Source organism: Paenibacillus sp. NPDC055715, from assembly GCF_053617595.1.
In genome coordinates this window covers 69,726-81,902 of the sequence record NZ_JBSHGA010000003.1, presented here as the reverse complement: position 1 = coordinate 81,902, position 12,177 = coordinate 69,726, and the positions used below count along the sequence as shown (strand labels likewise).

The 12,177-nt window shown below is 38.7% G+C and carries 14 protein-coding genes and 2 pseudogenes; 1 reads left to right on the top strand and 15 read right to left on the bottom strand.

The genetic code is table 11. The features are described from left to right. Window positions 1-9 precede the first annotated feature (9 nt). From ACWGOO_RS07360 to ACWGOO_RS07335, 6 genes and pseudogenes are all read right to left on the bottom strand, one after another. A complete protein-coding gene (locus ACWGOO_RS07360) occupies window positions 10-573 on the bottom strand; it encodes a hypothetical protein (protein WP_452482130.1) in 564 nt (187 codons plus the stop codon). A 488-nt stretch (window positions 574-1,061) separates the two neighbouring features. Beyond that, window positions 1,062-1,388: a GNAT family N-acetyltransferase gene (locus ACWGOO_RS07355; RefSeq protein ID WP_452482483.1), complete on the bottom strand. Its 327-nt coding sequence runs from the start codon at window positions 1,386-1,388 to the stop codon at window positions 1,062-1,064. A gap of 54 nt (window positions 1,389-1,442) precedes the next feature. Continuing rightward, complete coding sequence (locus ACWGOO_RS07350; protein ID WP_452482129.1) at window positions 1,443-1,871, bottom strand: hypothetical protein; 429 nt, start codon at window positions 1,869-1,871, stop codon at window positions 1,443-1,445. Between the two features lie 271 nt (window positions 1,872-2,142). Next, complete coding sequence (locus ACWGOO_RS07345; protein WP_452482128.1) at window positions 2,143-2,310, bottom strand: hypothetical protein; 168 nt, start codon at window positions 2,308-2,310, stop codon at window positions 2,143-2,145. Next, complete coding sequence (locus ACWGOO_RS07340; RefSeq protein ID WP_452482127.1) at window positions 2,297-2,542, bottom strand: hypothetical protein; 246 nt, start codon at window positions 2,540-2,542, stop codon at window positions 2,297-2,299. Before ACWGOO_RS07340 ends, ACWGOO_RS07345 begins: the two co-directional genes overlap by 14 nt. Then, window positions 2,539-3,495, bottom strand: a pseudogene (locus tag ACWGOO_RS07335) (IS30 family transposase). Before ACWGOO_RS07335 ends, ACWGOO_RS07340 begins: the two are co-directional and overlap by 4 nt. 256 nt (window positions 3,496-3,751) lie before the next feature. Here ACWGOO_RS07335 and ACWGOO_RS07330 point away from each other — a divergent pair. Further along, a complete protein-coding gene (locus ACWGOO_RS07330) occupies window positions 3,752-4,075 on the top strand; it encodes an AraC family transcriptional regulator (protein ID WP_452482126.1) in 324 nt (107 codons plus the stop codon). Between the two features lie 137 nt (window positions 4,076-4,212). Here the strand turns inward: ACWGOO_RS07330 and ACWGOO_RS07325 are convergent, their stop codons facing one another. The 9 genes and pseudogenes from ACWGOO_RS07325 to terL (ACWGOO_RS07285) form a co-directional block, all read right to left on the bottom strand. Beyond that, window positions 4,213-5,061, bottom strand: a complete 849-nt coding sequence (locus tag ACWGOO_RS07325; RefSeq protein ID WP_452482125.1) for a copper amine oxidase N-terminal domain-containing protein — start codon at window positions 5,059-5,061, stop codon at window positions 4,213-4,215. 144 nt (window positions 5,062-5,205) lie between these two features. Continuing rightward, on the bottom strand, window positions 5,206-5,715 hold the full coding sequence (terL, locus tag ACWGOO_RS07320) for a phage terminase large subunit (RefSeq protein WP_452482124.1): 510 nt from the start codon (window positions 5,713-5,715) through the stop codon (window positions 5,206-5,208). A 332-nt stretch (window positions 5,716-6,047) separates the two neighbouring features. Then, a pseudogene (locus ACWGOO_RS07315) lies at window positions 6,048-7,119 on the bottom strand (IS3 family transposase). 154 nt (window positions 7,120-7,273) lie between these two features. Continuing rightward, window positions 7,274-7,888: a DUF4355 domain-containing protein gene (locus ACWGOO_RS07310; RefSeq protein ID WP_452482123.1), complete on the bottom strand. Its 615-nt coding sequence runs from the start codon at window positions 7,886-7,888 to the stop codon at window positions 7,274-7,276. Window positions 7,889-8,096: 208 nt separating this feature from the next. Further along, window positions 8,097-8,477 carry a hypothetical protein gene (locus ACWGOO_RS07305; RefSeq protein WP_452482122.1) on the bottom strand — a complete coding sequence of 127 codons (381 nt, stop codon included), beginning with the start codon at window positions 8,475-8,477 and terminating at the stop codon, window positions 8,097-8,099. Continuing rightward, a complete protein-coding gene (locus ACWGOO_RS07300; RefSeq protein ID WP_452482121.1) occupies window positions 8,467-9,225 on the bottom strand; it encodes a phage portal protein in 759 nt (252 codons plus the stop codon). The genes ACWGOO_RS07305 and ACWGOO_RS07300 overlap by 11 nt, the downstream gene beginning before the upstream one ends. After that, entirely contained in the window at window positions 9,222-9,599 is a 378-nt protein-coding gene (locus ACWGOO_RS07295) for a phage portal protein (protein ID WP_452482120.1), read from the bottom strand. Before ACWGOO_RS07295 ends, ACWGOO_RS07300 begins: the two co-directional genes overlap by 4 nt. Window positions 9,600-9,921: 322 nt before the next feature. Beyond that, a complete protein-coding gene (locus ACWGOO_RS07290) occupies window positions 9,922-10,455 on the bottom strand; it encodes a cupin domain-containing protein (protein WP_452482119.1) in 534 nt (177 codons plus the stop codon). A gap of 177 nt (window positions 10,456-10,632) precedes the next feature. Then, the gene (terL, locus tag ACWGOO_RS07285) at window positions 10,633-11,949 is read right to left on the bottom strand and encodes a phage terminase large subunit (RefSeq protein WP_452482118.1); all 1,317 of its coding nucleotides are present in this window, start codon (window positions 11,947-11,949) and stop codon (window positions 10,633-10,635) included. Between the last annotated feature and the right edge of the window lie 228 nt (window positions 11,950-12,177).

The window sequence follows — 12,177 nt, the reverse complement described above, 5'->3', positions numbered from 1 at the left end:
AATATTTCATCAAAAGCAAGCTTTGCTAACAGATGTGATTCCTGCCAATTCAGCAACCAAATCTTTAGTTGCTCCCCCTAAAGCTTTCCACTTCTCACTTGCAAACGAAGCTCCCCATATTAACTTAGCGGCTTCAACAGCACCACCCAAACTTTTAACTAATTTACCTATCTTTACGATCTTAGCGATTGGTATAGCAGTAGTCACAACTAAACCCGCAATAGCTAATCCACATTCCCAAGCTCCAGCAGGCTTAATTACATTTGAGTCAGTTGCCAGCTTTTCATAATTGTTGGAGTCTGTCACTCTTACCTGGCTACCTATACTTTTAAAATAATTATTAATAGTCGTCGCATCATTAGAATTTAGGACTTCATCTGGAACATTTGCTATGTCATTTAGAATTTTTTGAATAGAATCCTGAGAAACACTTTGATATTTTTCCATTTCAGGCTCTTGACTTTCAGCCGCAGTAGCAACCGATCCTGACGAAAGACCTAAGGTCACAAACATAGATAATACGACCAAAGAAACTAAACCTTTTACCCACTTTCTATTAGTAACAATCTTCATGAAATTCAACGTTCCTTTTCTTTTTTATTATTTTTACATTTTTATGGTACGACATGTTAACGTTATGTATTGTTATTTCGACAAAACATTTAAATATTCTACATTAAATAGATTCTTTAGACCTACAAAATTGTGTGAAATCATAGCTATTTGTGATCAACCAAAGATATAGGCCAAGCCTTCATGAACAAGGTGTCGCACTTAGCTTGACAATCCGTCATTCTAAAAAGCTTATTTATAAGAAAATCTATATAACAGATCGGTATCACGTAGCTCAGTAAATAATATATATTCCCGCACTCAACCCTAAAACTTTTTTTGAATGCAGGAACATATTCAAGTTGCCCTTAATCCCTCGTGCATCAATGCTTCTTATCTCGATATATTACTACCACGCACTCTCACGTGTGTCGAGACGATGGAAGGGATATACGTTTCTTTGCATTCTAATTTGTAGTTAACTCACTTGATATAAGAAAATTCACTGTTTAAACTTTATATTTCATTCTTGTGGTTTGAAGATCAAATCCCATGAAAGGCTCTATAAACTGTTTTTCAATCACAAAACCTTTTTTTACATAAAAGGAACTTCCTTTATGATTGTCCGTTTCGACATCACACAATATTTCAGTACCCACTTTAAGATCTATGATCATTTTTTCAAACAAGCTGCTTCCAATGCCTCTACGCTGAAACAAAGGATTTACGTAAAACGCCGTTAATTCAACGATATTATCACCTTTTAAAAGATTATAATTTATAAATCCTATTATCTTGTTCTCACAATTGGCAACATGAAAATGAGTATTTAAGATTCGATAACTCTCATTTTATCGGAGTAAGCCTGTTTCAAAAAAGATTGCTGTACGTTAAGTGGAATAATACATTTGTAAGTGTCCTCCCAAACAAGTTTTGCCAATTCCTTGATACCAACTATATCTTCTATGGTTGCTTTTTTTATTAACATTCAGCTCACTCCTACGAAAAGGGATGTGGAATATCAAAAACATTAACCGTTGAATAGTTTTTTTCTCCATTAAAATACATTTTTTTAAAGTCGGTGATTTCAATTTGACTATTTCTAGATTAGCATTATAAATAAATGGAGGTTTTATATCTATTAATCTATAATTTATTCTTTTGATTTTTTCGCAGTGGATAGCATTCCAATTAGTCAAACTTTGTCCATCAAAGCAGTATCTTTCAATTAAATAATGGTATTTATCTTTTTCCCTGTAGTTATTAAAGAAATCAGCATGATAAACAGGACCTACTTGAAATAATGGTTTTCCTGCCAATATGGATTTTTAATATCAACATAGAGATTAACTAAAATTTCTGAAAATGCACTAAAAAGAGCTGCTTGTTTAACCCGGGATGCACCAGACCCAGTTTTAAAATAAGGGATATTATTTACTAGTGATTTCTTTATAATTGTCACCAAGAAAACATAATAACCAAATTCATTGTTTAGCCAACACTGTCACCTTGTATCCCAAACTACATAAATCTATTATATAATTTATATACTCTTCAGGTAACGATTCTATATCTATAAAATGAATATTATTACCAGTTTTTTTCTAACCAGGTAGATATTAAACAATGATTTTCAACAAGTTCTGAGATTGCATTTTCAATGGCCTGTTCCTTGGTATAGTGAGCAGCACAGCCAATAGAATTCTCCTTATCCGTAGTGTTTTTTAATAAGAAGGAGTATCTTTCAATTGCCTCCATTTTTTGATTTGGTGATAGCTATTTCTTTATTTTTATCAACTCCGATACCATACTCTAATAAATTCAAGTTTCCTTTAGTTCTCTCATAAATAGGATTCATAAAATAAGTATAAAAAACGTGATGATCTAAAAAAAATGAATTTTCCAAAAAACTGTAACAATCAACCTCCACAGTCCCTCGTAAAATCCCAAAAAAAGAATCTTCTAATTTTTCTATACGACGGATTGTCAAGCCAAGTACGACATTTCTTCTGAAAAGGATTCGTGAGCAGTCTTCCAGCCCAAACATTTTCGTGGTCTGTGATTGATGAGATGGAAAGCCTTTTCCAAGGCTTCATCCGTGATTTGGGCGAAATCCGTCCCTTTGGGAAAGAACTCTCGCAGCAAGCCATTGGCATTCTCATTTGAGCCCCGCTGCCAGGACGAGTAAGGATCAGCAAAGTAGACCTGAACGCCATGCGTAGCTTCCAGGCTGGGATAACAAGCAAACTCCTTGCCTCGGTCAGCGGTAGCGGTCTGGAAGGCTCCGGTAGGGTACTGAGAAGTTGCTACGCCAAAGGCAATCTCCATCGATAGCGCCGTGCGGTCAGGCATCTTGATCGCGGTATACAGACGCGTTTTGCGTTCAATGAACGTGGCTACGCAACCCTTACTTTTTCCACGGCCCGAGACCACGGTATCCCGTTCCCAATGGCCGAACGTTTCCCGAGAACGGACGACTTTGGGGCGTTTTGAAATGGGTTTACCTACAGTAAACTTGCCACGGGTTTCTGCTGGCTTCTGTCGCTTGCCTTTGTGCCGAAGTACGGTTAGAGTCCCTGCCACCAAAAGGCCTGCATACAGACAGCGATAAATGGTTTTGAAACACACCACACGCTGTCCTTCCTGACGCAACCGTTCTACGATCTGCTCTGGAGACCAGGTCGTCTGAAGCTTCTCTTCGATGGCCGCCGCCTGCTCAGCAGTCCACTTCCCGGCAGGGATCGAGGCCTTACGTCACTGGTGGTAGCTCTCTTGAGAGCGCTCGGCATGATACGCCTTTTGCTCGTTATGGCGTTGGAGTTCGCGACTAATGGTCGCATGGTGCCTGCCCAGTTCTTTGGCAATCGCTCTTGCACTTTTCCCCTGCTGATGCAGGATTTCTAGCTTGCTTCGTTCGATTAGGCTAAGATGTGAATAACTCATGGACTGATTCTCCTTGTGTGAATGCTGGTGTGGTAACTTTCATTCTACACGAATCAGGCCATGGGCCCTTTTTTATTGATTTCCAGCAGGTGTCGCACTTCATATTACAATCCGTCTTAAATAAATAACCACCTAGTTAGGTAGTTCCTTCTTGGATAAGGAAATGATTAGTTTTAAAAAAACAAATGAATATATTTTTATATCATGATAGCATCCGAAATGTAGCATATCTTATTGAAGAAAGGAAAAAGAAACTATGAACATGAAAGTCGAAACGCTTCCAAAATATCGCATTGCCTATGTGCGACAAATTGGCCCATATGGTCCTGCCAATATTCAAGCCATGAAAAAGTTAAAAAAATGGGCTGAGGAGAACAATCTACTTACTGAATCTGCAATAATACTTGGAATTCCACAAGATAACCCTGATACAACACTTCCTGAAAACTGTAGATATGATGCATGTATTGTCATTTCAAAGAATTTTCAAATGGACAACAAAGCGATTTTAGAAAAATACACTGGTAATATGATTAACAACGATTTTTGCGAAATATGTGTACCTATAAAACCTTTATAGTTTTGTAAGTGCTACTTGTTCGAGGCTTTATGTCAAACATAGAAAATTAAAAAAAGAAGAACAAGTGATATCAGTAACGATAACTTCTTGCTCTTCTTTCATTATTCTGCCCGTTAGTGTAATAAAGAAAAAACACATTATACAACTGTATTACTTATAACCTTCAGAAAACCGTTCTTATCAGCGGTATCAATTAACTGATAAATGGACTTTCTTCCGATATCGTTAAACAAATACCACTCATCTTTAGATACGTCATGTATCAAAATCTCTGGATATTTTGTTGAAAGTTCAGATGGAACAGGACTAATTAAAGAATAAACGTCAAAACGAACTACGCTTTTTCCTTTTTGATCTAGAAAATCATATTGTGCATTTTTATAATAGGACCCAAGTGTGTCAATTGAGACGCTCCAAGAGTAGTTTGCAGGTGCTTTGACCTTCTTACCTTTGTTTTTTACAAAAATATCATAAATTGTTTTGTTATATGCATTTCCATTAATCTGCTGAACTACGCCACCCAAAGTCATACGGTATTCATGTTGCAATGCTTTTACTTGTACACCATCTATAAACAATGGTTCAGTATCGACAGTCACTGCAAAGTTGCTGTAATTGACATGGCATCCAAACGTCTCTGCAATAAAACGAAGTGGAACATATATGTGATTATTTTTCATGTAAGGTTTAACATCAAGCAGCATCTTTTTACCGTTTTTCTCTGCTGTACTACTGTTCAGTGTTAATATTACTTTCATATCGCTTTTTGTGAGAATAATCTCGGAATTGGACCATTCGACCCTAGCCCCCAAACTTTCACTAATAACACGCAGAGGTACCATTGAACGTTTGTTCTTCATTTCGGGCTTCACATCGGATGCAATAGCTACACCGTCAACTTTGATTTGATTTTCTGCTGCATAAGTAGTTGACGATGAAATAAATAAAAAGATTGCAAGAAAAACCCCAAAGAATGCTTTTTTCATAAATAACAGCTCCTTTTTTGGTTAAATTCGTTACGCAGTAAATCCCCCATATTAATACGCAAATGGATAAAATTTGTTTCGATTTCCTACCGTTAGTCTTAACGAGATTCCATCATAATAAAGAATGAGTATCCGACAAAACCCTCAAAACAACAAACTACGATCATAAAACCTCAAACTCTTCACAGACTGAATCAATTGAACAGCCCCATATAAACTATCTGGCGCATCATCATATGTACAATTCCGATTGTAGTCTTTCACCTGATGGTTATATCTGAGGTTATCTGCATTGAACAGAATATGACCCTTCTTCACTTCCGGCTCCAAGCTCATAATGCGTTCATGCTTCTGCCCTCTGGAATGCACACTTTCTACGGGCGTATGTATCTTCGCTTTCCATAACTCTTTTTCAAACTTTTGCTTCATATAGCTTTGTGCCTGATTCACTTCAAAACCCAGCTTATCTACAGGGTAAAGCTTTAATTTTTCAATAGCGACTTGAAACAAACTATCCGGCAACAGCTTATAGATGTTGCCGTCAATCACATACATTTGCTTCGTCTTCCTGTGCTGTCCAATAATCGAAATGGCCGAATAGTCATTTTTCTTCCCTGCTTTAATGGCTGGATCAACATACATGGCAAGTTCCATGTCCTCAAATTCAGGCAACCTATCCCAATACATGAGATTCTGAAATATGATTCGTCGGTTGAACGCGGATCGTTTTGTAATTCTTTATAGAAACTCTTTTCACCCATAGCTATCAAAGCTAGTACAGTAGTTTTTCCAATGTTATTACCAGTCTCCACATCACTTTTCCCAATTGTTTCATCGATGATTAAATTAGCACCTAAATGAAAATCTATCTTTCGAATTATTTTTGAATGAGAAGAGATGACCAATTCTTTTAAGTACATATAGAAACTTGTCCCTCCTCATTTACTTTCACTGCTTCAATTAGATACTGGATTGTCAACACTAAACTAGACAATTTTTTTGTGGTGCCTCTGCTTGAACTCAGCGGGACTTAAGTAATCCAGAGAACCGTGAATCCGAATAGGGTTAAACCACTGTACATAGTCATGTAATTCTGTGGTTAGCTCAGCAAGACTTTCAAAATGACGTTTCTTCACAAACTCCGTTTTTGAAAATTTTAAAAGTGGCTTCCGCAACGGCATTGTCATAGGGACAGCCTTTCATGCTCAAAGAACGTTTAATCTGAAAAGCCTCCAGCGCATCGTCAATGAGCTTATTCTTGAATTCATTTCCTCGGTCGATGTGGAAGAGCTGAATGTCATTCAGGTTGCCCTTAATTGAAGCCAAAGCACGGTAAACCAGCTTGGCATCCTTATGGGGGCCAAGCTGTAGCCGATCATCTCGCGGTTAAACAGATCTACAAAGAAGCATACGTAGTTCCAATATGAACCCACTCGTACGTACGTCAGATCGCTTACGACAACAGATAACGCCTGCTCTTGTTCAAATTTTCGGTCCAATACATTCGCTTGCTTGGCTTCATTGCATCTCGTGGGATGAGGCTTGTACTGGGCGACTGTATACGAGGAAACCAACCCGAGTTCCTTCATGATTCGTCCAATTCTCCGCCTGGATACCGTAAGGCCTTGCTGGTACAGCTCTTCTTACGCGTACCGTAGTTTTGGCGGCTGCTTTGAAAAATGTCCAGAATCAGGGAGGGAAGCTCATCCTCCGATGTCACTTCCACTTTGTTTTCTTCATAATAATACGTGCTTCTAGGGAGTTTTAGGACGTCGCACATGGCTGATACCGAGTATTTATGTTTATTCTGGCGAATGACATTTACTTTCGTCCCATGATCAGCGCGGCTTGCTTTAAAATGTCATTCTCCATGAGCAGTTGCTTGTTCTGTTTTCGAAGTTCGATGAGTTCTAATTCCTCTGGAGTTCGGTTGTCTTTCTCTTTAAAGGATCCAGATGTGGAACTCTGTTTCACCCATTTATCTAACGATGAAGGATTCAAATCATATTCTTAAATGATATCCTTGCGTGGTTTGCCACTCTGATAGAGTTGAACCATCTGTGCTTTAAATTCAGTGCTAAAGGTACGTCTTTCCTTTTTTTCATGTCCGTTCGCTCCTTCTAGAGTTCATCTGTAGTCTACTATATTAGACCACAATTTTTCTGTCTAGAAGAGTGTAGCCGATCCACATCCTGTCCTTTTCTATTGATTATTATTTGTTTTTTAATGCTTGTTTGACTTGATCCCAATGCTGATTAATCTCGTTTTGGGACATTCCTTTGATCGAATCCAATGTAAATGTGCTACCTGTTGAACCAGCCAGAGGTGTATAGCCATCTCCTTTGAGTCGTTGCTCGACTTGCTGTTGAATTGCCAGTTGTAACGATTGTTCCAACATACCTAAATTCGCTGTCGTTGTGTCTTCATCTGTACCAATAAAAAAATCCACTAACGGGAGTGGAAGTTTCTTTTCGGATGCAATTTTGATCGCTTGGCTAGTTAACCGCTCACGCTGCTTCTCCAGCTTCATATTTTCGACTTCGGCTCGTAGCTTCTCAACTTCTATTTCTTTCTCATCCTTAGCCGAGAATCGCTTCTTGATCTCAGCGTCCACTGCACTTTCCAAATGATTGGCTTTCCACGTTTCCAAGGATTTAGCTGATCGTTTGTCCACTGTGCTATCGAACCAACTTTTTGCTTGCTGATTAGATTGGATATATTGCTCTATCCCTTCTACGCTATACGGATTCAAACCCTGAAGATACGTTTTCCATTCCTCGTTTGTTTGGTTTTCTTCAATCAACTGCTTTATTTGTTCCAATTTCATTTTCGTTAATCTCCTTTAGTGCCCATCCGACTCCTCAGAACCGAACACGCTTATGTATGTTTGAGCTGTTTAATGTCATGCTCAGGACAGGGATGTTACGCTTTAGAAATCACAAAAACGAGGAAAAGGTACAAACATACCAACTCCTCATTTTGGGTTGTTTTTCACCCTTAGTTTATTGGGCTTTTTAAACCTCTAAAGCGTAACATCAAGCCTGTTTTTTCCTCATCTGACGCATCCGCAATTTCGTCTTTTCATTCGCATTCTTATCTCTACATTTCTCACAGTATTTTTGCCGATTCGAATGAGCTGAAAATGCAGCCCCACATTTCTGACAGTTCACCCTCGGTTGCGCTGTTTTAAACTCAGTCTTCACATTCCGCTCAGACGTATATTCTCGTTCCGGCTTCTCGTTCATCGGCAGCACTCCATTTTCAAAATAGGTACAACGGGGCAGACCATCATCTTGAGCGAAAAATACACATGGTCTATCTTGTAAACAGCAATAATTGGAGATGACGTACTTAGCTCCAAGATAACAAGCACAGCTATTCTTCACGAGCCTCTTGATACTATTTTTATTCTGCATCTGATACCTCCTTATCCGCAGCAATTAATCGCTGCTGTTCTGCATGAAATTTATTGAATTCCAGCTTGGGATTCTCTACAAACGGTAACAGTGTTAGCAATGTTTCCTGTGAGACCACTTGCTGCAATTTAACGATCACATCAGCCATCCCCACCAAGTCTGTCGGCAAGTTACGAGTAAACTTCACGGCGATATCCCGATAAACATATTGAACGCCTTCTTTGATATGCAGGAACGTAAAGAAATTTCGTAGACACTGCTTGATTGCCTTTTCCATCAAAGCTTCCCTCATTGCCACTCGATTCTCCAAATTCAGCAGCTTATTTCTCAGCGCCAAGGAAGACGTATTGCTGGCCCAGTTTTCATTAAAATTGACCTGATCCATCATGTCGAAGATTTTGCGTTCAATATTGTCCAACTCATTTTTTACAAAAGAATCATTAATCTCCTTCGTAAGCCAACTTACCTTTCCTCCAGCCGGAACCTGAATAATGCCCATCTTCTTCATATTTAATAAGTCCTCGGCCTCCAGCTTGGCATTCTCAATCACGAGATAGGCGTTGCGATGATCTACGATTTCATTGACCAAATCAGAGTTCAAAGCGTTATAGGCATCAAATAAAGAAATCACATCTTGGAAGCCACTTTTTCTCTCCGTATTGGCTAGACAGGAGATGAGTGGTACTCTTCCAAAGATGTGATTATGTTTTCCGATATATTTCAGTTCGAGTGATTGGTTTTGTCTCATTTGAATGGGTTTGTCATCGCTGCCGATTGTATAGTGTAGAATCTCATGGAGGAATACACGTCCAAATATACTTGCTTATCAAACCGTCTCGTAAATTTATGTAAGCCAAGCAATACATTTCGTTCTGCTGTTCCATCCTCCAACACATAGGCATTCAAAGGGGATAATACGGTGGCTGAAAACTGACCATCCGAATCAATGTAGTTCAACTCAAAACTCTCACCAAAGATTTCGGATTGTTTTCGAAGCTGTAGATTATGCTCCTTATCCCAATGGTTCATATGTACATCTATATTATGTATGGCTTCATCCTGATCTGACTTGGACACATAGTTTACTGGCTTACCGAGCAGGTAGCCAACTTCATTATCCACGAACTTACGTGGGAAATTGAAAATGAGCTTTTGATTGCTTCGGCTTTTTGCATCGCATAGTTCTTGAAAATGGCATGCTGACCATTATAGTAATCTGCATATTTCTGTTTGGCTAATGCAGCCGATTGGAGTTCATTTAGACATTCTATAATGATTTGTTCCGTAATTTGCATCTCATCGAATCCTTTCAAAATGGGCTATGTAATTATTGCTTAAATAAATAAAAGAACCACCTTTAATAAGGCAGTCCCTTGTTGAATTAACGCTCACCGTTAGTACTCCACTCCAACCTCATTTACTTGATCCATTAATAATATCGGCTTTATTCAGCAGACATGGCATCCGCTTTTGTTACATGAACCGTACCATATGGATGCTCAGGCGGAGCATAGATGACGTATATTTTAAGCGGAGTATTTCCAGTATTGGTAACATTGTGCCATGTTCCAGCAGGTATCATAATTGCATACCCACCACAGGCCATTGCTTGAAAATTCAAATGTTCTTTACTTTCACCCATCTGAACAAGTCCCTGACCTTCTTCAATACGTATGAATTGATCTGTTGTGGGATGAACTTCTAAACCAATATCATCTCCAACATTAATACTCATCAGGGTTACTTGAAAGTGTTTCCCAGTCCACAAAGCGGTTCGGTAAGTACTATTTTGCTTAGTAGCTTGGTCAATATTTACTACAAATGGTCTTTGCCCATAATCTGTTGATTTATAAGGATACCCGTTCGTGTTGACCCCATTATAATAATGACCATTCCAATTATTACTCCAACGGATGTTATTCCAATAGTCATGCATTGAAGTATGCCATTGATATAGATAGCCTGAATTACGGTACAATATTCATTCTCCTCTCAGCATTTCATTGTTTATTTTCATTCTATGCACTTGCCTATATAAAGGTTTAAAAAACGGCAACACCAAATGCTAAACAATTGACATCCAACCTTTATGGTAATTGAAGGTAACTGCCATTTGCTTAACGAGTGACTCAATACATATTTTTTAGCAGAAGCCTCAAAACAACAAGCTACGATCATAAAATTTCAGACTCTTGACCGACTGGATCAATTGAACAGCCCCATATAAACTATCTGGCGCATCGTCATATGTACAATTTCGATTGTAGTCCTTCACCTGATGATTGTATCTGAGGTTATCTGCATTGAACAGAATATGACCTTTCTTCACTTCCGGCTCCAAGCTCATAATACGTTCATGTTTCTGTCCCTTGAAATGCACACTTTCTACGGGTGTATGTATCTTTACCTTCCATAACTCTTCTTCAAACTTTTGCTTCATATAACTCTGTGCCTGATTCACCTCAAAACCAAGCTTATCTACAGGATAAAGCTTCAACTTCTCAATAGCCACTTGGAATAAATCATCTGGCAGCAGTTTATAAATATCTCCATCAATCACATACATTTGCTTCGTCCTTCGGTGTTGCCCAATAATAATTGAAATAGCCGAATAGTCATTTTTCTTCCCGGCCTTAATCGCTGGATCAATGTACATGGCTAGTTCCATGTCCTCAAATTCAGGCAATCTATCCCAATACATAAGATTCTGAAATATGTATTCATCTGTTGAACGTGGATCGTTTTGTAGCTCTTTATAGAAACTCTTTTCACCCATGGCTTGCTTCTTACACATCAGATAATAATAGTCCAAATACTCGCTCCACAGGATTTCCGTACCGTCTAGCATTTCTTTTTCGTGAGTCATAAAAAAAGACAAAGCCATATTGATCCTGTCCTCATCCTGCAAGTTATTATATTGTTGCTCCCACTCTGACCATAGATCATCCCGTTCTGAAAACTGAAGCACGGCTGCTTTGCGAACACTTCGCACACCTGGGATTTTACCTTTGAGCAGATCGGCCATAATATCCTCTTCGTTGAGAATCGTTCCACAGATCAGTATATTGGTGTCCCTTGTGCCAATAGGCAGAATGACATCCGTAAATGTATTTTTAATTTGTTCTCGTTTGGCTTCGGATCGAGCCGTATCCTCTTTGAGCAAATCATCCATTAGAACCAAGGTAGGACGGTGATGCTTATAGTGAATACCTCTCAAGCTACCATCGATGCCACGAATCATAATGCAGGAATCCAGTCCACCTTTACTCTTGAGCCAAATTTCATTATTGTTCCAACGGCTCCCTTTATTTGCAAGCATATGTTTTAACTCCGCGAATAGCTCACGATGAAACTTGCCAAATGCTCGATCAAAATATTTAGGGAAATAGGCCAAGGCGAAAAATTCAATATCCATCTCACCAATAAGCTTGCGTAATTCGGAAAAAGAGAATGTTTCGATCAATTGTTTCATTTTCGGTGGTCTAAAATGCTTCTCCATATACTGCTTAAGCAGCTCAGCTTGTCGTTGCTCTTCTTGCTTTATCGTTTCAATGGTACTAGCTCCTTTCTCAAATTCACTATAAAATCATCACAAAAATTTCTGCACCCTTTGCTGGCAGCTCCGTTTATCTACATAGAAGTACCCCTCCCTCCACGACAAAAAGAGTGGCTTCTCACCACTCGATATTTGCCAAAGCTT